Origin of the sequence: Sphingomonas faeni (assembly GCF_040407495.1) — a bacterium.
GTDB classification, from domain to species: Bacteria; Pseudomonadota; Alphaproteobacteria; order Sphingomonadales; family Sphingomonadaceae; genus Sphingomonas; species Sphingomonas faeni_D.
This window is the reverse complement of record NZ_JAPZPP010000003.1, coordinates 39,853-62,147: the sequence shown is the minus strand read 5'-3', so window position 1 is coordinate 62,147 and position 22,295 is coordinate 39,853. Positions and strand designations below refer to the sequence as shown.

Genomic DNA, 22,295 nt, shown 5'->3' with positions numbered 1-22,295 from the left:
GACAGGTGGATCGGCGTGACGCTACGGCATGGTGATGTTTCCATACCGCACTTGCGAAAACGACGTAAAACCGCCATCTGTCGCGCCAACGCCGCCGGGTAACGCCGTCAGTGAACGAACTATATCCACCTTGGAAGGAATCCCGATGAAGGTGCTGGTGCCGGTCAAGCGCGTGCTTGACTACAACGTGAAGCCTCGCGTGAAGGCGGACGGAACGGGCGTCGATCTGGCGAACGTCAAGATGAGCATGAACCCGTTCGACGAGATCGCGGTCGAAGAGGCGATCCGTCTCAAGGACAAGGGCGTGACCGAGATCGTCGTCGTCTCGATCGGCGAGCAGAAGAGCCAGGAAACGCTCCGCACCGCGCTCGCGATGGGTGCCGACCGTGCGATCCTCGTCGTCAGCGAGACCAAGGTCGAGCCACTCGGCGTCGCCAAGATCCTCGCCAAGATCGTCGAGGAGGAAAAGCCCGATCTCGTGATCCTCGGCAAGCAGGCGATCGACGACGACAACAACCAGACCGGGCAGATGCTCGCCGGCCTGCTCGGCTGGGGCCAGGGCACGTTCGCGTCGAAGGTCGAGATCGCCGATGGGTCGGTCAACGTGACTCGCGAAGTCGATGGCGGCGCGGAGACGGACACGCTGAAGCTCCCTGCGATCATCACCACTGATCTTCGCCTCAACGAGCCGCGTTACGCCTCGCTGCCGAACATCATGAAGGCGAAGTCGAAGCCGATGGCGCAGAAGACGCCGGCCGATTTCGGCGTGGATGTCACCCCGCGCCTGACCACGCTGAAGGTCGTCGAGCCCGCCAAGCGCTCGGCCGGGATCAAGGTCGCCGATGTCGACGCGCTGGTCGGCAAGCTCAAGGAAATGGGAGTCGCCAAGTGAAGACGCTCGTCTGGGTCGAACATGACGGTCAGGCCGTCAAGGATGCCACGCTGTCGGCGGTCACGGCCGCATCGCAGCTCGGCGAAGTCCATCTGCTGGTCGTCGGCCAGGGCGTCGACGGCGTCGCTGCCGAAGCCGCCAAGATTGCCGGTGTCGGCAAGGTGCACGTCGCGGATGACGCTGCGTTCGCGCATGCGCTGGCCGAGAACGTCGCGCCGCTGATCGTCGAGTTGATGGCGAGCCACGACGCGTTCGTCGCGCCATCGACCACGCACGGCAAGAACATCGCCCCTCGCGTGGCAGCGCTGCTCGACGTCATGCAGATCAGCGACATCCTGTCGGTCGAGAGCGAAGACACGTTCACGCGGCCGATCTACGCCGGCAACGCTATTGCAACCGTCCAGTCGACCGACGCGAAGAAGGTCATCACGGTGCGCGGCACGGCGTTCGCCAAGGCTGCGACCGAGGGTGGCTCGGGCGAGATCGAAGCGGTCGCGTCGACCGGTGACAAGGGTCTGTCGACCTTCGCCGGCTCGGAGATCGCCAAGAACGAGCGTCCCGAACTGACCAGCGCGAAGATCATCGTCTCGGGTGGCCGCGCGCTCGCTTCGAGCGACCAGTTCCATGCGATGATCGATCCGCTGGCGGACAAGCTCGGCGCGGGCGTCGGTGCCTCGCGCGCCGCGGTCGACGCGGGCTATGCGCCGAACGACTATCAGGTCGGCCAGACCGGCAAGATCGTTGCCCCGGAAGTGTATGTCGCGGTCGGTATCTCGGGCGCGATCCAGCATCTCGCGGGGATGAAGGACTCGAAGGTCATCATCGCGATCAACAAGGACGAGGACGCACCGATCTTCCAGGTCGCGGACATCGGTTTGGTCGGCGATCTGTTCAAGATCGTGCCGGAATTGACGGCGAAGCTGTAGGCGAATGCCGCTGCGCGGGTGAAGCCTCGCGCAACAGCAAGCCCGGCTGGCGGCGCATCAGCGCCGACCGACGACGCGGGATTTACTCCCGCGTCGCGCGCCACGAACGGGCGGTGTGACTTCGGTCGCTCCGCCCGTTCTAGCGTCTGCCGAACGCACAGGTCTGCCGACGCCGAACCGGTTTTGTTTCCAAACCCAGGCCTAATTTTACACAAAGTGACAACCTCCCCGGCGAAGGCCGGGGCCCAATTGGGAAACGGAGGTAACGACGGACGGTCCTTCGTCACATCGACCTTTCCACTTGGACCCCGGCCTGCGCCGGGGAGGTGAATCTGTCGAAGCGGGATAAGCACCGAATACGTCCGGAGTACTGAGATCGTCATCGCGCCCTCATGCGCAGTTGCCGCCCACCGCACGCCCCCCCAATTATCCAGCATGTACGGCGTCCACTCGAACCCGCGCGATCGCCTGATATCCGCCGCTGGCGCCGCGACACTCTGCGCCGTCATCGGCTACGCGCTGATCCTCGGGCTTGGCGTCAGCATTCCCACCGCTATCCCCGACGCGCTGAAGACCTTCGCCGTCGGCCCTACACCGCCGTCCCCGCCGCACGAAAAGATCGTCCCCCGCCCCGCAAAGAGCCACCGTTCCGAAGGCGCAGCGTCTCCTGCGAACCTGCGCTCGAAGGCGACCGAACTCGTCGTTCCCAAGCCGATCATCCCCCCGATCGTTCCACCGCCCCCGGCTATCGCCACACTGAAACCAGGTTCAGGTAGCGACGCCACCAGCGGCGCGGCCTCCGTTCCCGGACCAGGGACGGGCACGGGCGGCGAGGGGAACGGCACTGGCAGCGGTCGCTCCGGGAATGGCGACGGCGATGGCGGCGACGAAACCCCGCCCCGCCTCCTCAAGGGCCGCTTCAAGAACAAGGATTTCCCCAATGCCGAAGCCGTGATCGGTGCGGGTGGGGTCGTCGGCGTTCGCTACACCGTCGAGACCGATGGGAGCGTCACGCACTGCATGGTCATGCGCTCGAGCGGCAATGCGGTGCTCGACGCGACCACCTGTCGCCTGATCGAACTGCGCTTCCGCTATCGCCCGTGGCTCGACGCCACCGGTCGGCCGGTTCGCTCGACCGTCGTCCACAACCAGGAATGGGTGAACCAGCTCGGTCCGCCGTCACGCGGTACCTGAAGCCGATCGCCCCAGCCGGCCGCCACTGAGCACCCGCGCGACTGCCGGCGAGAGCGCCATCAGCACCTGCCCCAGCACGACCGTGACGCCGAGCACCAGCAGCGGCTGCACCAGCAGATATGCCGGATACAGTTCGGCCCCCAGCGCGCCGGTCGCGAGCCCAAGTACCGGTCCGAACAGCCACAGCAGCACTAGGTGATCGCAGAATGCGAGAAACCCGTACCGCTCGATCCCGCGCAATCGGTCTGCAATGTTGCTTCCCGCCAAGCCCCAGGCGAGCCGCCAGAACAGCACCGCGGACGCCAGTCGAAACACGATGTCGAATGCCGCCATCAGATGCGGATGTGCGTCGAAGAACGCGTTCCCCAGCAGCGCGGTCCACAGCCGCGGCGCGATCAGTAGGACGAATGGCAGCGCGCATAGGGCGACAGGCCACCCCGCTACCCGCTCTGCCACGCCAGATCGTCGCGCGGCGATCCCAGCGGTAAAGAAGAGCAGGATCTGCGGTCGCAGCAACAACGGGACGTGCACCCCGGACACGCTCCACGCGACCGCCACCAGCGCTACCAGCGCAAGCCAGGCATTCGACGCGCGTACCAGACCGGGCGCGATCATCATGCAGACGAACAGGTCGCGCAGGAACGGCATCTGCACGTTGATGTCGTTCGCATGCACGAGCGGCACGAGTTCATTGAGCGTCCAGCCGATGCTCGTCGGCGCCGGCGCCTTCAGGTCGCCAAACGTCGCCGCCGCCCCCACCAGCAGGATCGCAATCGCGTTCCAGAGAACCATCGGCAACAGGATCGTCCGCGCCTTGCCACGTAGGAACGCGCCGTACGGTTGCCTCTTTGCGGTCGAGACGACCAGCCAGCCCGAAATCATCCCGAGCAACGGCACCGCGCTACGGCCGAACACTTCGCCGAGCAGCGTTCGCAGCACCGCCTGCCAGCTGAACGCCACCGCGGCCAGTTCTTCCGCGGTGCGCCCGGTCCAGGCGTGGACATAGACGATCCCCAGGATCCCGATCAGCCGCGCGATCGCTATCGCAGTGGACAGGCGCGTGTCGTTGGTCCGGGCACTGCTGCCGGCGCGTATATCGATCGATTTGGTGCTCAAGTCCGCCACTTCGCTCTGGTTCAGCGCGGCGTACCCGGCTTGTCGCGCGCGAACACCTCCTTCAGGATGAAATGGACGTTACGGGGGACCAAGAGATGATCGCCGCCTTCCTGCTCATCGCCGCGCAGGCGAGCCCGGCCGCTGCGCCCGACCCGCAGATCGCGCGGCGCGTCGCGCGCGTGCTGGAGCGCAGTCCGGTGATCGACGGACATAATGATCTTGCCTGGGAGATTCGCGAACTGCACGACGCGAAGGTCGAGGCGGTGGATCTTTCGGTCGACACCGCGCGGCTGCCGAACCCGTTGCAGACCGACATTCCTCGTCTGCGACGGGGCCATGTCGGCGGGCAGTTCTGGTCGGTCTACATCCCCGCCGATGCGCCCCGCGCGGTCGAGATGACGCTGGAGGAGATCGATATCGTCCGACGCTTCGTTGCCGCCAATCCGGCGACGTTCGAACTCGCCACGACTGCCGCGGATATCCGGCGGATTGAGAAGGCCGGGCGGATCGCGTCGCTAATCGGCGTCGAGGGCGGGCATCAGATCGATGGGCGGCTGTCGGTGCTGCGCCAATATCGCGCGCTCGGTGTCGCCTATATGACGCTGACGCACGGCAAGAGCTTGAACTGGGCGGACAGCTCGACCGACGCGCCACGTGCGAACGGGCTCAGCGACTTCGGGCGGCAGGTAGTCGCGGAGATGAACCGGATCGGGATGATCGTCGACGTCTCCCACGTCTCGGACGCAACGATGGCGGCGGCTTTGGCAGCGACCAAGGCGCCGGTGATCGCCTCGCACTCCAGCGCACGGGCGATCGCGGATGCGCCGCGGAATATCCCCGACGACCTGCTCCGCGCGATCGGCGCGAACGGCGGCGTGGTGATGGTGAACTTCTATCCGTCGTTCCTGTCAGGCGAGTGGCGGGCCTGGGATGTGGCACGCTCGGCCTATGCGAAGTCGGTCGGCGTGCCGGCGAACGTCTACGGTGCGAAATCGCCCGCGCCGCTGGTGGCATGGGACACGGCGCATTCGGAGCCGCAGGTCACCGCCGCAACGGTCGCGGATCATGTCGAGCATATCGCGAAGATTGCCGGTCACGATCATGTCGGGATCGGCGGCGATTTCGACGGCATCCAGGGAACCGGACCGATCGGCCTAAAGGGGGTCGACGGGTATCCGCTGCTGTTCGCCGAACTGGCGCGGCGGGGGTGGAGCGATGGCGATATGGCAAAGCTCTCGGGCGGAAACGTCCTGCGCGTCATGGAGCGGGTCGAAGCGGTCGCGAAGAGCATGGCGGGTATGCCGCCCATCGACGCGACCGACGTGGCGTCGCGGTAAAGCGGGTTCCCGCTCTCAAGTCTGAGCGAAGCCGGACCTCTTCTTCCCTTCCTGGAAGGGAGGGAGCGGGGGTGGGTCGGGTTCCGCGAATTCCAGTGCCGGTGTCTCAAACTGGCCAACCCACCCCCAACCCCTCCCTTCCAGGGAGGGAGAATCTATTCATCAAGGATCCGGCATCCGCTGCGGCGCCGGCGGCTCGACCACCAGCGGCGGCACCGTCCGCAGCACCAGCCCGATCACCAGCGCGGCCACGCCGAGCAACAGGCAGAACGCCGTCACCCCCGGCCATCCGGCATGCGTCCAGGCGAACCCACCGGCGGACCCCAGCACGCTCGACCCCATGTAATAGAAGAACAGATAGAATGCCGCCGCCTGCCCGCGCGAGCCCTGCGCGCGGCGGCCAACCCAGGCGCTCGCGATCGAATGCGCGCCGAAAAAGCCGATCGTCACCACCGCGATCCCTGAGATTACCAGCACCAGCGGGGTCATCGCGGTTAGCGCGACGCCGGCGATCAGCAGCACGACGGGTATCCAGAAGACCTTCCGCCGCCCTAGTCGGCCGGCCAGCGTCCCGAACTTCGCCGAACTCACCGACCCCAGCACGTACAGCAGGAACACGCCGCCGACTGCCGCCTGACTGAGGCCGTAGGGCGGGCTCATCAACCGGAAGCCGGCGTAATTATAGATCGTGACGAACACTCCCATCAGCAGGAACGCCTCGAGATACAGCAGCGGCATCGCGCGGTCGGTAAATAGCGACCCGGCACTGCGCAGTAACGCGCCCGGTCGTCCGACGCTCGGCGTGAAATTGCGCGAGAGCGGCGCGAGCCGGCGGAACGCCTCCGCCATTGCGAGGCCAGCGACGCCGACTGCGGCGAGCGCCCAGCGCCAGCCTTCGAGATCGGCGACGATGCTGACGACCAGTCGCCCGGCCATTCCGCCGAGCGCACTGCCGGCGATATACAGTCCCATCGCCGCGCCGACCGAGCCCGCATCAACCTCCTCCGCGACATAGGCCATCGCCACCGCGGGCACGCCCGCAAGCGCGATGCCGGTCAGGAATCGGAGCACGAGCAATCCGCTCCACCCGGGCACGACAGCCGCCGCCAAGGTCAGTGCGCCCGCCGCGAACATCGCCGCGATCATCAGCGGACGCCGGCCCACGCGATCCGATACGAACCCGGCGAACAATATGCCGATCGCCAAGGGCCCGGTCGCCAGCGACACCGCGAGCGATGCGCCCTCCGCGGTCAGTCCGAACTGTGCAGCGAACAGCGGCAGCAAAGGCTGTACCGAATACAGCAGCGAGAAGGTCGAGAACCCGGCGAACAGCATCGCCAGCGTCAGCCGACGATAGGCGGGCGTGCCGATCGCGATAGGCGCGTCAGAACCCATCGAGGAAGCTCGCGACATTGTGGCCCAGCGCGTCGACCGCGTAGCCCCCTTCCATGACGATGACGCTGGGCCAGCCACGCGCGGCGATGTCGCGCGCGAGGACCGCATAGTCGGGCGTGGTCAGCGCGAAATGCGAGATCGGGTCGCCCTCCCACGTGTCCGCGCCGAAGCTCACCACCAGCAGGCCTGGGTCGAACGCGGCGATCGCGTCGAGCGCGGCCGTTTGCGCGGCCCGAAATGCATCGATCTGCGTGCCGTGGGGGAGGGGGAGGTTCAGCGTGGTGCCGATCCCTTGGTCTTCGCCGGTTTCGTCGGCATGCCCCCAGTAGAACGGATAGTCGGTCTTGGGATCGGCGTGGACCGAGGCGTAGAACACGTCGCCTCGGGTGTAGAATATGTCCTGCGTGCCGTTGCCGTGGTGATAGTCGATATCGAGGATCGCGACGCGGTCGACGCCGGCGTCGCGCGCGGCCTGCGCAGCGATCGCGGCGGTGTTGAGGTGGCAGTACCCACCGCAGTAATCCGCGCCGGCGTGATGACCGGGCGGGCGGCACAGCGCGAATGCCGCGCGGTCACCGTCGAGGACCGCGTGGGTCGCGGCGAGTGCGGACTGCGCGCTGCCATAGGAGGCGGCCCAGCTCTCGGGGGTGATCGGCGTGGTCGCGTCAAAGCTGTGTGCGCCGATCAGCGCGTCGATCCGGGTGAGGTCGAGCGGACGGCGGCCGCGGATCGGGAAGGTGTAGGGGATCGCGTCGCCGTCTCGCCCCGCCTCGCGCCACAATCGCGCGGCGTCCTTCAGGAACGCGACATAGGGCGCGGAATGGACGGCGAGGATCGGCGCTTCGCCGCGGTCCTCCGGTGCCTCGACCAGTCCCAGCGCGCGCAGGATCGCATCGATGCGGGCAGGCGTCTCCGCATAGGCGGTGAACGCGCCGTTGTGGAGTTCGCGTGCGGGCGCATGGGTCCGCTGGGCCTTGTCGAAGAACAGCCGCATCTTTGCTCCTTGGTGCGCGGTCACGAGGGAAGAACCAACCGATCGCTTCCGGGGTCCTACGGGATCGCGCGCGCGCGGCAAATTCGAAGGCTCAGAACAGCGCCAGTTGCCGATCGTCGCCGCCGCTGAGCAGCCAGCGGCCGAGCACGTCGTGTCGCGTTCGCCCTACATGGCTGTGGACCAGTACGAAAGCATCCGCCGTCCAGCCGATCGGCGCGATGTCTTGCGTGAACGGCGCGCCGTCGCGGTAGCCGAGCGTCATGTGAGCACTCGAGCGAAAGTCAGCGCGGGCGCGTAGCCCCGCCGCCTCGCGCGCTACGGCGATCCGCTGATACAATGCAGCGAAGGATGCGTTCTGCCGGCGGGGACGCATCGCAATGGATCGATCGCTGCCGATCACGGTATCGAACTCGATCGCGAACGGCGCTGCCTCGACCGCATCGCCGATCGCCTTCAGGTCCCGCTCCAGCGCGGTCGATACGCGGTCTTGGTCGTCGAGGATATCGATAGTGACGTGCAGATGCTCGGGGCGCAGCTTGTCCCCGTCGGTCTCGAACCACGACGCTGCAGCGGTGATCTGGCGCGCTAGCGGGAGTGGCGGGCGGAGCGCGAAGAACAGGCGATGACGCGCGAGCGGTCGATGGAACATGCCGGTTTCCGAATCGAGGGGGCGGGTTTGTTGCTAATATGTTCTACAATTTTTGTCGAGTGATATGGCCGTCGTACCGACCTTCAGGCCACCACCTCGGCGAAGGCCTGGGCCCAGTTGGAAAGGCCTTGGTAACGACGCTCTGCGCCCGGTTAGGAACGTTTCCCAACTGGGCCCCGGCCTTCGCCGGGGTGGTGTTTCTGAAGGGAGTGGTGCGACTTGGCGAGCTCGGCCTTACCGCGCCAACGCTTCCGCGATCAGTTTCCGCGAGTTCGCCACGCCGTACAGCGCGATGAAGCTGCCCATCCGGGGACCCTGCTCGGACCCAAGCAACGTCTCGTACAACGCCTTGAACCAGTCGCGTAGGTTCTCGAACCCGCCCGTCTTGCCGATCTCGTAGACGATATTCTGTATGTCCTCCGCGCTTGCCTCCGTCGGCAATGCGGCGAGTTCCGCATCCAGCCGCTCCAGCGCCGCGACCTCGACACCCTCGGGCGCACGGCGCGTCAACGTCGGCGCGACGAAATCGCGGCTATAGGCCAGCGCATAGCCGATCAGTCGGTCGAGCTCGGGATACTTCTCCGCCGACGCGTCCGGCACGTAGTTCGCGAGATACCCCCAGACCTGCTCCTCGCTCGCATCGCCCATCACGCCGACGAGGTTGAGCAACAGTCCGAACGTCACCGGCAGCTCGCCCGTCGGCAGCTTACCGTCATGGATGTGATGGACCGGATTGCCGAGCTGCTGCTTCAGGTCCTGGCCCGCGTAATTGCCGCGGAACTGCCAATATTCGTCCACCGCGCGCGGGATCACGCCCATGTGCAACGACTTCGCCTTCTTCGGCTCGCGATACGCGTAGAAGGCCAGCGATTCCTCGGGGCCGTAGGTCAGCCACTGCTCCAAGCTCAGCCCATTGCCCTTCGACTTCGAGATCTTCTCGCCATTCTCGTCGAGGAACATTTCGTAATTGAAACCCTCGGGCGGGCGCCCGCCGAGCACGCGCGCGATCTTGGACGACTGCGTAACCGAATCGATCAGATCCTTGCCCGCCATCTCGTAATCGACGCCGAGCGCGACCCAGCGCATCGCCCAGTCGACCTTCCACTGGAGCTTGGCCTTGCCGCCGAGTACCGACTGTTCGATCCGCTGACCGTCGTCCTCGAACGCGATAAGCCCGGCTTCGGCGTCGATCACTTCGATCGGCACCTGCAACACGATGCCGCTGGTCGGCGAGATCGGCAGCACCGGCGAATAGGTCGCGCGACGCTCTGCCCGCAGCGTCGGCAACATCACGTCCTGGATGCCCTGGAAGTGGCGAAGCACGCCCTTCAGCGCCTCGTCGAAGCGACCGCCGGTATAATATTCGGTCGACGAGGCGAACTCGTAATCGAAGCCGTAGCGGTCGAGGAATTCGCGCAGGATCGCGTTGTTGTGCGCCGCAAAGCTTGAATGCGTGCCGAACGGGTCGGGAATCTGCGTTAGCGGCTTGCCGAGATGCTCGCGCAGCATGTCACCGTTGGGGACGTTGTCCGGGACTTTCCGCAAGCCGTCCATGTCGTCCGAAAACGCGATCAGCCGCGTTGGCGTATCGCTCAGCGCGTGGAAGGCGTTGCGCACCATCGTCGTGCGCAACACCTCGTTGAACGTGCCGATATGCGGCAGGCCCGACGGTCCATAGCCCGTCTCGAACAGCACCGGATCGCCCGACTTACCGTTCGGATACCGCTTGAGGAGTTTGCGCGCCTCCTCGTACGGCCAGGCTTTGGACTCGAGGGCGGCGGTGCGGAGGTCATCGGTCATAGCGCATCGCGACTAGCGCTTGCGCTGCTATCCGTCACCCCCACACTGCCGCATGTGCCTCAGCGGCAACGATCCTTCGCGGTGATCGTCCGGTCTACCGCACGGCCACCGAGCGCACCCGCTGCGCCGCCGGCCAACGTGCCGAGCAAGCCGCCGCCGACCGCGTTGCCGAGCACCGCGCCGCCGACGCCGCCTGCGACCAAGCCGGTCGTGCCGCTCGAATGACGGCAACGCTTGGCGCGATAACGACGGTCATGCCCGCGGTATTCGCGCTTCGAGCGTGCTTCGGCCTTACCCGTGGGGATCACGGCAGCGGCTGGGATTGCGAGCGAGAGCGCGCTCAGCGCCATTAGAAACTTCCGCATGATGATCGTCCCTGTTGATGTAGGTGAAGTTCAGTATCGATGAGTGCGCAACGCACGTGCTTCATGTCGGTTGCGTAACAGCGCGGAGCTGGCGGCGCTGTTTGTAATTAGACGATTAAGCGGCGCATTCTTAGCGGCGATGACTTCAAATTAGCATGTTCACGGCACAAAAGGTTGCCCTTTCGTTCCCCGTCCCGCAAGGTCGGGCGGTGCTTCGCTATCCTGCCCTCCACGCCAGCCACGCCGGCATCTGGATCGCGAACGCGGATGGCGCGCGTCCTATAGGGCGGGGCGAGGCGATCCGGATCGCGGCCGACACGCCGGTCATCATGCTCAACGCGCCGCTGGTCGGGCAGCGGCTCGGCTATCCCGATCTGTCGGGGCTCGACCTGCTCGAACTCTATGCTTTCCTTCGCCCCGCGCAGTTCGCCGTGCCGACGCCGAAGGGGATCGCGCGGGTCACCGGCCTCGACGTGCCGACCGAGGACGCGGAGGTCGCGCCGTTCCTCCTGCGCGCGGCCGAGGCGATGCTGGCGCTTACCGATGACGACTGGCTCGAGCGTGAGGGCGCATGGACCGCAGCGCAATCGCTGTTCCGCCTGCGCTGGCCCTGGGCACCAGTCGTTGCCGAACGGCTGAAGAAACCCGCGGTAAACGAACGCTGGCTGTTCTCGTCGCTTCCCGAATGGGAGGAGCACGCCCCGCGACCTGCCCCGCGTACTGTCACGATCGAGCCCGGCGATGCCGAGGCGCGGCTGGTCGACCTCACCGGCCACGGTGCCGAGGAACGTCCCGGGCAGCGCGCCTATGCCGGCGCCGCCACCGCGGCCTTCGCACCACGGGCAATGCGCGATACGCCGAACCTCGTCCTCGCCGAGGCTGGTACCGGGATCGGCAAGACACTCGGCTACCTCGCCCCAGCCTCTCTCTGGGCGGAGAAGGCCGGCGGCGCGGTGTGGATCTCGACCTATACCAAGACGCTGCAACGCCAGTTGGGACAGGAAACCGCGCGCCTTTATCCCGACGCTGCGATCCGGAAGGCCAAGGTCGTCACGCGGAAGGGGCGCGAGAATTATCTCTGTCTGCTGAACCTGGAGGACGCGTTGCAGGGCGGGTTCGCAGGCCGCGCGGCGATCCTCGCACACCTCGTCGCGCGCTGGGCTGCCTATAGCGCGGATGGCGACATGGTCGGCGGCGACCTGCCCGGCTGGCTGCCGACGCTGTTCCGCCGCAACGGCTCGACCGCGCTGACCGACCGGCGCGGCGAGTGCGTGTATGCCGGCTGCCCACACTACCGGAAATGTTTCATCGAGCGCGCCGCCCGCGCCTCGTCCGACGCCGATATCGTCATCGCCAACCATGCGCTGGTGATGGTCAACGCCGCGAGAGGGCGCGAACTCGCGACCCGACCGACGCGGTATGTGTTCGACGAGGGGCATCATATCTTCGACGCGGCCGATTCGATGTTTGCCACCGCACTGACGGGTGCGGAGACGATCGAACTTCGCCGCTGGATTCTCGGCCCCGAATCGAGCGGTCGCGGGCGGCGGCGGGGTCTTGCGGCGCGCTTGTCCGATCTCGCCAGTTATGACGAACAGGGCGCGCGGGCGATCAGTGATGCGGTCACCGCGGCGGGGGCGCTGGCGTCCGACGGCTGGCTGCAACGCCTCGGCGAGGGCGCGCCGTTCGGACCGATCGAGACGTTGCTCGCCGCCGTCCGTGGCCTCACCTACGCGCGGGCTGAACAACCGGGCGACGCGGGGTACGGTCTGGAGACCGAACTGGCCGAACCCGACGCGACTCTGATTGAAGCCGCCGCACCTGCCGCTGCGGCACTCGACGCCCTCGTTCGTCCGCTCGTAACGCTCGGTCGCCGGCTTGAAGCCGTGCTCGCCGAAGCCCCCGACTGGATGGACGCGCCCGCCCGCGCGCGAGTCGAGGGCGCGATCGCCTCGATCGGCTGGCGTGCGGAGACGGTGGCGTCGTGGCTGTCGCTGCTCGCGCGGGTCGGCGGACCCGTCGACGGCGATTTCGTCGACTGGCTGGCGGTCGACCGGATCGAAGGCCGCGAGTTCGACATCGGCCTCCACCGGCACTGGCTCGACCCGACCCGTCCGTTCGCGGAGATCGTGCTCAAGCCCGCGCACGGTGCGCTCGTCACGTCGGCAACGCTCACCGGCGGCGGCGACTGGGAGGTGGCCGAAGCTCGGAGCGGCGCGCCGCATCTGCTTCGCCCCGCCGCACGGTTCGAGGCGAAGAGCCCGTTCGATTATACGCGCCAAGCCGAAGTTCTGATCGTCACCGACGTGAAGCGCGGCGACATCGGCGCGCTTGCCAACGCCTATGCGCAGCTGATCGTCGCCAGTCGGGGCGGGACGCTCGGGCTGTTCACTGCGATCCGGCGGTTGCGCGGCGTGCATGGCCGCATCGCCGATCGACTCGCCCGCGAAGGCCTGCCGCTCCACGCGCAGCACGTCGATCCGATCGACACCGGCACTTTGGTCGACATTTTTCGCGACGATCCGGGGGCGAGCCTGCTTGGCACGGATGCGCTGCGCGACGGCGTCGACGTGCCCGGCGAGTCGCTGCGGCTTGTCGTGATGGAGGGCGTACCCTGGGCTAAACCTTCCGTTCTGCACGCCGCTCGCAGGCTGGCTGGCGGTGGTTCTGCCTATGACGACCGTCTCGTTCGCGCACGTCTGGCGCAGGCGTTCGGCCGGTTGATCCGCCGCGCGGACGATTCGGGCGTCTTCGTGATGCTCTCCGCCGCAATGCCGTCGCGGTTACTCAGCGCGTTCCCACCAGGCGTGCCGATCGCCCGCGTCACACTCGAAGAAGCGGTCGCCCGAGTCGCAAGCCGGCTTTCCTCGCGGGCATCGGTAGGGCATAAAAGCCGCGAACCGGCTTGAGGATTGCCATGAAGACGTTGACGCTGTTGCGCCACGCCAAGTCCGGCTGGGACGATCCGGTCGCACGCGATTTCGACCGCCCGCTCAACGCCAAGGGCAAGCGCGCCGCGGCGATGGTGGGGCGACACATGCGGTCACTGGGTCTCGCGTTCGATCATGCGATCGCGTCGCCGGCGGTGCGGGTTTCGGAGACTTTGGAGCAGATCGAATCGGGCTATGGCCGGACGATCGCGCCGGACCTGGATCGGCGGGTGTATCTCGCGTCGGCGGCGACCTTGCTGGATGTGGTCCACGGGTTTCCGGCCGAGGCGGAGAGTGCGTTGCTGGTGGGGCACAATCCCGGGTTGGAGGATCTTGTTTTGATGCTGGTCGCCGATGGGGCCGATCCGCTGCGCGACGCGGTCGAGGACAAGTATCCGACGGCGAGCATTGCCGAGCTTCAGTTCGAGGGGGAATGGGGGGATGTCGCGGCCGGTACGGCTCGGCTCACCCGCTTCATCCGGCCGCGCGATCTCGACCCGACCTTAGGCCCCGACGCGGACTAAAGCATTCGCGGGAGAACAAGGGGGTGGTAGATTCCTCCAAACTCACACCACCCCGGCGAAGGCCGGGGTCCAATTGGGGGACGTTGCTAACGAAGGGCAGCGCTTCGTTACGACCACCCTTCCAACTGGGCCCCGGCCTTCGCCGGGGTGGTGCAGGTGGTTGGGGTAAGCTCACTCTCAACAAGATTAAGGCGCGGAAGATACTCAGCTCTTCCCCGCCATCCGCGCCTTCAGATCCGAAAAAGCATTTGCCGGCCGGAACTCGTCCTCGCTGATGACCCCCGCCGCCGCCAGCGCCGCCGCCGCATTGGGCCCACGCGGGAACGGATCGATCGCCAGCGCAAGCGTGTCCGCCGCAGCTTCGCCAAGGTCGATCGTGCCGCCCTGGATCGCGACCATGTCGAGTGCGTCGTCGGACAGTTCGACCTCGTCACCCTCGGATACCAACTGCGCTACGAACAACAGCGCGACCGGCTCGTCGATCTTCGTATCGAGCGGTTCGTCGGTCACCGAGCACGCCTGCACCGCCGCGCCGGTCACGCGGCCCTTCACGACAATGCCGCTGTCGGTGCGCTTGATCCCCAATCGCGCGTCGAGCCGCTTGATCGAAAGCAGCGCGAACCGCTTCGCCAGCGCCGCACGCTCGTCCTCGGTCGCGGCGATCTCGACGATCCGCTCGCGCTCACCGATCGTGTCGAGGCGTTCGGGGCGGCTGAACTCGGGCTTCACGGCAATTCTCCAGATAACAGATTCGGTAAAGGCATCGCCGCCAGCCCGGCATGGAAGGCAATCACCGAGTCGCGAACATGCGTCAGCGCGGCGTCGTCTGGTGCTGCGCCCCGGTACAGGTTGCGCACCAGGGCCGGCGCGATATCGCCCGCTCCGAGCCCGTCACGATATGCACCGAGCCGCCCGCCGAGCATGCTCATCATCTTGCCGATATGCTTGCCGACGATGATGTCGCCGATCCCGATCTCGCGGAGCTGTCCGTCCATGTCGTCGACGAAGCGTTCTGCAAGGCGGGCGGCAGGCTCGCCACCCGCCGGTTCCGTCTCGAGCCGCAGCATGACGATCGCCAGCAGCGTCGCGATCATGTCGAAGCGGCCGTCGACGGTGTCCGGCACAGCGCCCTCCCGGTACCAATGTTCCGCGCGGGCCCGGCCGACGACGGCGGTGTACAGCGGCAGCGCCTCGTCGGGCTTCTCGCCGAGCAGTCTTCCCAACCAGCTCAAAATCTATCGTCCTCAACACGAAGCCGCGCTTCGGCTTGTTTGCCCGCGCATCCTCGCATATCGAGGCGATCGGCGGCCGATGCAATCGCGTGGGACCCGTCACGTGTTTTCGCGTGCCCCGGTTGGGAGTTTATATGAGCGTGTTTTCCGCCCGTACGGGTCTCGCCGCCGCACTTGCGGTCGCCGCATTGGCCAGCGGGGGCTGCACCCAGCTGCGCTCGCACCAGGGCTATGTGGTCGATACCGACCTCGTCAACTCGGTCCAGCCCGGCGTGGATAACCGCCAATCGGTGCTCCAGACGCTCGGCAAGCCGACCATCGCCGGTCAGTTCGACCAAGGTGACTGGTATTATCTCGCGCGCGACAACCGCAACTTTGCCTTTCGCAATCCACGCCCGAACGCGCAGATCACGCTGCAGATCAGCTTCGACCAGAAGGGCACCGTCACCGCGATCCGCCGTGGCGGGCTCGAGCAGGTCGTCTCGATCAGCCCGTACGGCAAGAAGACGCCGACGCTGGGTCGCGAGCGCGGCTTCTTCCAGGATCTGTTCGGCAATATCGGCACGGTCGGCGCGGCAGGGGCGGGCGGCGGTGGCAACACCGGCGGCGGCGGCGGTCGCAACCGGCCCTAAAGATCTGCTGCCGATGGCCGGTATGGTCCTGGCCTAAACCGCACCACTCGCGACGGGGTGGTGCGGTCAGGCCGGGCATCGTCGGCGTTGATCCCGAAAGGGGAAAGGGATCCACCGTGTAACGTCCACCGAACGCGATGGTTCGCGGGGGTGATGCTTTCCTTGCAAAAATCGTGAAACATCCGATTTCGACGCTACTGAATCCGGAACGGACGTAAATCTACTGTATCCCATCGGCGGGGGTAGGATGTGGCCGAGTCTCTGTGGGTGATCGATGCATTCGCACGCGAAACGATGTTGTTCGCCAGCGTCGGGCTGTTCATCGGCGGCATCGACGATCTGCTGGTCGACCTGCTCTATCTGGCTCAGCGCGTGCGGCAGGGCGGTCGGCGCCGTCTGACCATCGCGACGCTGCCGCCGCCGCGCAGTTCGGGACGAATTGCGGTATTCGTGGCCGCCTGGGACGAGATGGCGGTGATCGGGGCCATGCTCTCGACGGCGCTCGATCGCTACGACCATGACGATTACCGGATATATGTCGGCGTCTACCCCAATGATCGCGGTACGATCGATGCGGTCGCGGCGGTCGCGGAGCGGGATGCGCGCGTCCGTGTCGTGATCGGTGCGCGCGACGGGCCGACCACCAAGGCCGACTGTCTCAATAGTGTGTGGCGGGCCCTCCGACGCGACGACGCGCGCGATGCGGTGAAGACCAAGGCGATCGTGCTGCACGATGCGGAAGATGTCGTGCATGCCCAGGAACTGCGCGTCTTCGACAGCCTGATCGACCAGTACGAGGTGGTCCAGCTTCCCGTCCTGCCGTTGGTCCATTGCGGGTCGCGCCTGGTCTCGGGGCATTATGCCGACGAATTCGCGGAGTCGCATGCCAAGCAGATCCTGGTGCGGACCGCTTTGGGGGCAGGCATGCCGCTTGCCGGGACGGGATGCGCGATCGCCCCTGACGTGCTGGCGATGATTGCGCAGGCGCGGGGTGGGAATCCGTTCGACGCATCCAGCCTGACCGAAGACTACGAACTCGGGCTGCGACTGGCCGAACTCGGCGCGCGGGGAGTCTTCGCACGCGTTGCAGCGGACGATGCCGGCACGGTCGTCGCCGTCCGCGCGTATTTTCCTGGCACGATGCGCGAATCGATTCGCCAGAAAACGCGCTGGATGACGGGTATCGCGCTTGCCGGTTGGGATCGAACCGGCTGGGCGAGGCCGCGGGCGTTGGCCGACCACTGGATGCGGATGCGCGACCGGCGGGCACCACTCGCGGTCGTGGTTCTGGCCGTCGCCTATGTCGCGATGCCGCTATGGACCCTGTCGATTATGGTCCATTGGCTGATGGGCGCGCCGGTGCAGGACGCGAGCAGAGCCGATACCACATCGCTCTGGTTGTTCCTCGCCAACGCCGCGCTGCTGTCGTGGCGACTTGCGCTCCGGATGCTGTTCACGGGCCGCAGCTATGGCGTGCGCGAAGCCGTCTGGTCGCTGCCGCGTTTTTTCGTCGGGAATTTCGTGTCGCTGGTCGCAGCACCGAACGCCGTGTTGCGCTATATCGGCATGCTGCGCGGCGCGGCGCCGGTGTGGGACAAGACCCGTCACGAATTTCCCGATCTCGCCCCTCCGGCGAGCCAGCACGCCGGTGACGCGGACTTTCGGGATGCCGCAGGGTTTGCGGGGGGATGACGGGCGGTCGCCCGTTACGCTTCCTGGCTGTGTCCCTGGGCGGGTGGGTGATGATCCGGATTGCGGTGTTGCTACCCGAGATAGGGTCGCACCCGAGCATCGAAATCTTGCCGCGTTTGATCGCAAGTCTCGTCCCCGCCAGTGTCGCAGCCGGTCATGCCGGACCCAAGTTCGTGGCATCGACCGTCCCCGCCAGACCGCTTGCGCGTCCGATCGTCCGATCCTTGCCGCAACAACCGGCGCCACGCCGCGCTCGATCGATCGAACAGCCGCCGGACCCGGTCATCATTCTGGCCGCGCACGTCGCCCCTGGTCTTCAGACCGTCCGAATCCCCTTGGCACTCGCGCCGCCGACATCGGTTCGAGGGCCGGGTCGGCTGAACGGCAGCGCGTGGCTGCTCGTCCGCGGTGGACCTGCCGGGACCGTATCGGGCGGTCAACTCGGCGCGTCGCAGGGCGGCATGCGGTTCACCTACGCGCTTGGCGAGCGGCGCAGGGTCGCCCTGGCCGCCCGTATCGCGGCACCACTCAAGGGCCGCGGCCGTGAAATCGCACTGGGCGTCGATTGGCAGCCGACGACGTTGCCGATCCGCCTGATTGCGGAACAGCGTTTCGTCCTCGATGGGGGGCGCGGCGGACCGACGGTCGGCGTCATCGCCGGCTATGGTCCGTCCGAGATCGCGCGCGGCGTCCGGATAGAAGCCTACGGCCAGGGTGGCGCGATCGCGCGGGGCGGCATCGAAGGCTTTGTCGATGCCTCGGCACGGGTCACGCATCCGATCGGCAGCATCGCGGGTGGGCACGTCGATATCGGCATCGGCGCCTGGGGCAGCGCGCAACGTTCGGTCTCGCGCTTCGACATCGGACCGTCGATCGTCGCCACGCTGCCGATCGCGCATAAATCTCTTCGGCTCGCGCTCGACTGGCGCGAAAGGGTCGCCGGACGAGCGCGCCCCGGTTCTGGCCCCGCGTTGTCGATCGGTACCGATTTCTGACGCGGTTCATCGTCAAGTGCGTGCTCGCGAGCTAGCGCTGGTTGGACTGTATGGTTTCGAACCGGCGAGAAACATCGGCTCGAGGGCTGCGGCAGCGCCGTATCGATGCGATCATGGCCGAGTCCCGCTAGCCCCGCCTGCGCAAATCGGTGTAACGCTATGTCCGTGGATCTCTATCTCCCCGTCGCCAACCTGTCGGTCAACGCGCTTGTCATCATCCTGCTCGGCGGCGGCGTCGGGTTGTTGTCGGGCATGTTCGGGGTCGGCGGCGGCTTTCTGACGACGCCGCTGCTGATCGTCTACGGGATCCCGCCGACCGTCGCCGCCGCCTCGTCCGCGAGCCAGGTGACCGGCGCGAGCGTGTCGGGGGTGTTCGCGCATTTCCGGCGCAAGGGCGTCGATACCAAGATGGGCGGGGTGCTGGTCGCGGGCGGTATCCTCGGTTCGTTCTTCGGTGCCTGGCTGTTCCGGCTGCTCCAGCAAAGTGGTCAGATCGATACGGTGATCGCGATCGTCTATGTCGTCATGCTCGGTTCGATCGGCGGCCTGATGGCGAAGGAATCGATCGGCACGATCGGTCGCGCGCGTACCGGGCGCCCGCCGAAAGCGCGCAAACGCCGCCATCACCCGCTCGTCGCCGCACTCCCGCTGCGCACGCGTTTCTATGCGTCGGGCCTCTATATCTCGCCGCTCGCACCGCTGTTGCTCGGCTTCTTTACCGGTATCCTGACGATCCTGCTCGGTATCGGCGGTGGTTTCATCCTTGTCCCGGCGATGATCTATCTGCTCGGCATGGCCACCTCCGTGGTGGTCGGCACGTCGTTGTTCCAGACGCTGTTCGTGACCGCCGTCGCGACGATGGTGCATGCGACCACGACCAAGGCAGTCGACATCGTCCTCGCCGGGCTTCTCCTGCTCGGCTCGGTGGTCGGCGCACAGATCGGTGCGCGGTTCGCGACCAAGTTCCGCCCCGAATATCTCCGCCTCGCGCTGGCCGTGATGGTGCTGCTGGTCGGCGCGCGTATCCTGCTGGGGCTGGTCTGGCGGCCCGAGGAGATCTTCTCGGTCACGCTTTCGTGAGGCGCGCGCGCTGGCTCATCCTGCTTGCGCCGTTGCTGATGGCGCAGGCGAAGCCGGTGCTCGTCCCCGACGTGTCGCAGCGCAATATCGAGATCGCCTACAGCTTTACCGGCGCCGAGCTGCTGCTGTTCGGCGCAATCCTCTATCCTGGCGGGCGGTTGCCGAGCGACGAGCATCCGACCGATGTCGTCGTCGTGGTGAAGGGCCCGACCCAGTCGGTCCTGATGCGCGAGAAGGAGAAGGTCGCGGGCATTTGGGTCAACGCCTCGCGGCTGCGTTATCGCTCGGCCCCCAGTTTCTACGCGATCGCCTCGTCCAAACCGATCGACCGCCTCGTCGACGATCGGACGCGCGCAATCTACGAACTCGGGCTCGACAGCCTGCAATTGTCGCCCGCGTCCAGCGCGCCGGCCGATACGCAGGACCGTTTCCAGAAAGGCCTGGTCGATCTCAAGCGCCGCGCCGGCCTGTATTACGAGGCGCCACGCGCAGTCGAGATCACCGACGGCGTGCTGTACCGCGCGCGCGTCTCGATCCCGGCGCGCGTGCCGGTCGGCCGCTTTACCGCGGAGACGTTCCTGATTCGCGACGGCCGCGTGCTGGCGGCGGCGGTGCGTGACATCGAGATTCGCAAATCGGGCTTCGAGCGATTCGTCGCCCGCGCCGCGGAGCGCTCGTCGGTAATCTACGGGCTGGTCACGGTCGCGCTGTCGGTGTTCCTTGGCTGGGCGGCAGGCTGGATCGCACGAAGACTGTAGCGCGCGTTCACCATCGTCACCGGATGTTTACGCCTTTGCGGGCAGGGTATCGATGGAATGACTGGGGATCTTGCCCGAATGAGCCAAATGCCGGGATCGGACGCGTTCTTGCGCGCAATGTCGCTGGACGCTGGTCGCGCCAGCGCGGATGCGGTTGCCACGCCGATCGGGGTCGTCTTCGCGATCGCCGGATCGAGCAGCCGCGTGCTGTTCGATCGTGCATCGATCGGGGGGCTGTTCGACGATCCCGACCCCGTCGTCGCGGCCGCCGGCCAGGTCGGTAGCCAGGTCAAGATGCGGGTCGGCGGAACGTGGCTGGTCGCCAATGTCCGCTCGCTGAAACTCGAGGACGCGGCTGGCACATGCATCGCCGCCGAGGTCGATTTTCTGGGCGAGGGCGACGAGGAAAAACTCACCGGCAAGCTCTACCGCTTCCGTCGCGGCGTCACGCGGTATCCGATGCCGGGCTGCGAAGTGTTCCCGATCACCAGTTCCGATCTGGAACAGGTCTATGCCGCCGACGACCGCGTCAACATCACCGTCGGCACGGTGTATCCGACCGAGGACATCCGCGCCGCGCTGTACGTCGACGCGATGCTCGGCAAGCATTTCGCGCTCGTCGGATCGACCGGCACGGGCAAGTCGACCGGCGCTGCGCTGATCCTCCACCGGATCTGCGAACTCGCGCCGCAGGGTCACATCGTGATGATCGATCCGCACGGCGAATATGCTGCCGCGTTCAAGTCCAACGGCGCGATCTACGACGTCTCGAACCTGCAGATGCCGTATTGGCTGATGAACTTCGAGGAGCATTGCGAGGTTTTCCTCACCAGCAGCGGCTCTGCGCGGCAATTCGATGCCGACATCCTCGCCAAATGCCTGCTGGCGGCGAAGGCCAAGAGCCGGCTCGGCCAGGAGATCGCCAAGCTCACGGTCGACGCACCCATTCCCTATCTGCTCAGCGACCTGACGACGATCATCAACGCCGAAATGGGCAAGATGGACCGCGCCGGCGACACCGCGCCCTATCTGCGGCTGAAGACCAAGATCGACGAGATCAAGGCCGATCCGCGCTATGGCTTCATGTTCTCGGGCATGCTGGTCGCGGACACGATGGCGAGCTTCCTCGCCCGCATCTTCCGCCTGCCTGGCGACGGCAAGCCGATCTCGATCATCGACGTTTCGGGCGTGCCGTCGGACATCACCGCGGTCGTCGTGGCCGTGCTTGCGCGCATGACGTTCGACTTCGCGATCTGGTCGCGCAACGAGCCGCAACGCCCGATCCTGCTCGTCTGCGAGGAGGCACATCGCTACATCCCGGCGGGCCAGGAAACCAGCAGTGCGGTCGGGCGGATCCTCGGCCGGATCGCCAAGGAAGGCCGCAAATACGGCGTCTCGCTGGGTCTGATCACGCAGCGTCCGTCGGACCTCGCGGAAGGCGTGCTGTCGCAGTGCGGGACGATCATCGCGATGCGCCTCAACAACGATCGCGACCAGGCGTTCGTCCGCGCGGCGATGCCGGAGGGCGCGCGCGGATTTCTCGATTCGATCCCCGCGCTGCGCAATCGCGAGTGCATCATCTGCGGGGAAGGCGTGACGATCCCGATCCGGGTCAGCTTCGATCGGCTCGAGGAATCGAAGCGACCGGCGTCGAGCGATCCGCTGTTCTCCGAACTCTGGCGCGACGTCGGTGACGAAGACCAGATCATCGGCCGCATCGTCCAGCGCTGGCGTGCCCAAGGGAAATAGCGGCGCAAATCGGCGAACGGAGTTTTGCGGCGGGC

Annotated in this window: 20 protein-coding genes; 12 read left to right on the top strand and 8 right to left on the bottom strand. The window is 66.4% G+C overall.

Annotated elements, in window-relative coordinates:
* Window positions 1–145: 145 nt before the first annotated feature.
* The 3 genes from O6W96_RS10180 (at window position 146) to O6W96_RS10170 (ending at window position 3,012) form a co-directional block, all read left to right on the top strand.
* Window positions 146–892 carry an electron transfer flavoprotein subunit beta/FixA family protein gene (locus O6W96_RS10180; RefSeq protein WP_353469450.1) on the top strand — a complete coding sequence of 249 codons (747 nt, stop codon included), beginning with the start codon at window positions 146–148 and terminating at the stop codon, window positions 890–892.
* Window positions 889–1,818 carry an electron transfer flavoprotein subunit alpha/FixB family protein gene (locus tag O6W96_RS10175; protein ID WP_133029741.1) on the top strand — a complete coding sequence of 310 codons (930 nt, stop codon included), beginning with the start codon at window positions 889–891 and terminating at the stop codon, window positions 1,816–1,818. Before O6W96_RS10180 ends, O6W96_RS10175 begins: the two co-directional genes overlap by 4 nt.
* Window positions 1,819–2,253: 435 nt before the next feature.
* Complete coding sequence (locus O6W96_RS10170; RefSeq protein ID WP_353469449.1) at window positions 2,254–3,012, top strand: energy transducer TonB; 759 nt, start codon at window positions 2,254–2,256, stop codon at window positions 3,010–3,012.
* Here the strand turns inward: O6W96_RS10170 and O6W96_RS10165 are convergent.
* Complete coding sequence (locus O6W96_RS10165; protein WP_353469448.1) at window positions 2,998–4,128, bottom strand: acyltransferase family protein; 1,131 nt, start codon at window positions 4,126–4,128, stop codon at window positions 2,998–3,000. The genes O6W96_RS10170 and O6W96_RS10165 overlap by 15 nt on opposite strands.
* 95 nt (window positions 4,129–4,223) lie before the next feature.
* Between O6W96_RS10165 and O6W96_RS10160 the strand changes: the two genes are divergently transcribed.
* Window positions 4,224–5,465 (top strand): dipeptidase, encoded by a 1,242-nt coding sequence (locus tag O6W96_RS10160; protein WP_353469447.1) that lies wholly within the window; start codon window positions 4,224–4,226, stop codon window positions 5,463–5,465.
* A gap of 162 nt (window positions 5,466–5,627) precedes the next feature.
* Here O6W96_RS10160 and O6W96_RS10155 read toward each other — a convergent pair whose 3' ends face one another.
* From O6W96_RS10155 to O6W96_RS10135, 5 genes are all read right to left on the bottom strand, one after another.
* A complete protein-coding gene (locus tag O6W96_RS10155) occupies window positions 5,628–6,860 on the bottom strand; it encodes an MFS transporter (RefSeq protein ID WP_353469446.1) in 1,233 nt (410 codons plus the stop codon).
* Window positions 6,850–7,854: a histone deacetylase family protein gene (locus O6W96_RS10150; RefSeq protein ID WP_353469445.1), complete on the bottom strand. Its 1,005-nt coding sequence runs from the start codon at window positions 7,852–7,854 to the stop codon at window positions 6,850–6,852. Before O6W96_RS10150 ends, O6W96_RS10155 begins: the two co-directional genes overlap by 11 nt.
* Window positions 7,855–7,945: 91 nt before the next feature.
* Window positions 7,946–8,503 (bottom strand): 2'-5' RNA ligase family protein, encoded by a 558-nt coding sequence (locus tag O6W96_RS10145; RefSeq protein ID WP_353469444.1) that lies wholly within the window; start codon window positions 8,501–8,503, stop codon window positions 7,946–7,948.
* 234 nt (window positions 8,504–8,737) lie between these two features.
* Complete coding sequence (locus O6W96_RS10140) at window positions 8,738–10,303, bottom strand: lysine--tRNA ligase (protein WP_353469443.1); 1,566 nt, start codon at window positions 10,301–10,303, stop codon at window positions 8,738–8,740.
* Between the two features lie 59 nt (window positions 10,304–10,362).
* Complete coding sequence (locus O6W96_RS10135; protein WP_056053958.1) at window positions 10,363–10,668, bottom strand: hypothetical protein; 306 nt, start codon at window positions 10,666–10,668, stop codon at window positions 10,363–10,365.
* Window positions 10,669–10,823: 155 nt separating this feature from the next.
* Between O6W96_RS10135 and O6W96_RS10130 the strand changes: the two genes are divergently transcribed.
* Window positions 10,824–13,577, top strand: coding sequence for an ATP-dependent DNA helicase (locus tag O6W96_RS10130; RefSeq protein ID WP_435372212.1), 2,754 nt, complete (start codon window positions 10,824–10,826; stop codon window positions 13,575–13,577).
* An 8-nt stretch (window positions 13,578–13,585) separates the two neighbouring features.
* Window positions 13,586–14,122 carry a SixA phosphatase family protein gene (locus O6W96_RS10125; RefSeq protein WP_353469441.1) on the top strand — a complete coding sequence of 179 codons (537 nt, stop codon included), beginning with the start codon at window positions 13,586–13,588 and terminating at the stop codon, window positions 14,120–14,122.
* A 204-nt stretch (window positions 14,123–14,326) separates the two neighbouring features.
* Here the strand turns inward: O6W96_RS10125 and O6W96_RS10120 are convergent, their stop codons facing one another.
* Both O6W96_RS10120 and O6W96_RS10115 read right to left on the bottom strand, forming a co-directional pair.
* Window positions 14,327–14,851, bottom strand: coding sequence for a DUF177 domain-containing protein (locus O6W96_RS10120; protein WP_353469440.1), 525 nt, complete (start codon window positions 14,849–14,851; stop codon window positions 14,327–14,329).
* Window positions 14,848–15,354, bottom strand: a complete 507-nt coding sequence (locus O6W96_RS10115; RefSeq protein ID WP_353469439.1) for a ubiquinol-cytochrome C chaperone family protein — start codon at window positions 15,352–15,354, stop codon at window positions 14,848–14,850. The genes O6W96_RS10120 and O6W96_RS10115 overlap by 4 nt, the downstream gene beginning before the upstream one ends.
* 134 nt (window positions 15,355–15,488) lie before the next feature.
* Here O6W96_RS10115 and O6W96_RS10110 point away from each other — a divergent pair, with 134 nt between their 5' ends.
* The 6 genes from O6W96_RS10110 (at window position 15,489) to O6W96_RS10085 (ending at window position 22,260) form a co-directional block, all read left to right on the top strand.
* Window positions 15,489–15,986: an outer membrane protein assembly factor BamE gene (locus O6W96_RS10110; protein WP_353469438.1), complete on the top strand. Its 498-nt coding sequence runs from the start codon at window positions 15,489–15,491 to the stop codon at window positions 15,984–15,986.
* 249 nt (window positions 15,987–16,235) lie between these two features.
* Window positions 16,236–17,678, top strand: coding sequence for a glycosyl transferase family protein (locus O6W96_RS10105; protein WP_353469437.1), 1,443 nt, complete (start codon window positions 16,236–16,238; stop codon window positions 17,676–17,678).
* Between the two features lie 107 nt (window positions 17,679–17,785).
* Window positions 17,786–18,673: a hypothetical protein gene (locus O6W96_RS10100; protein ID WP_353469436.1), complete on the top strand. Its 888-nt coding sequence runs from the start codon at window positions 17,786–17,788 to the stop codon at window positions 18,671–18,673.
* 165 nt (window positions 18,674–18,838) lie between these two features.
* Window positions 18,839–19,753, top strand: a complete 915-nt coding sequence (locus O6W96_RS10095) for a sulfite exporter TauE/SafE family protein (RefSeq protein ID WP_353469435.1) — start codon at window positions 18,839–18,841, stop codon at window positions 19,751–19,753.
* Window positions 19,754–19,791: 38 nt separating this feature from the next.
* Window positions 19,792–20,511, top strand: coding sequence for a TIGR02186 family protein (locus tag O6W96_RS10090; protein WP_353469959.1), 720 nt, complete (start codon window positions 19,792–19,794; stop codon window positions 20,509–20,511).
* A gap of 78 nt (window positions 20,512–20,589) precedes the next feature.
* Window positions 20,590–22,260, top strand: coding sequence for an ATP-binding protein (locus tag O6W96_RS10085; RefSeq protein WP_353469434.1), 1,671 nt, complete (start codon window positions 20,590–20,592; stop codon window positions 22,258–22,260).
* Window positions 22,261–22,295: the final 35 nt, after the last annotated feature.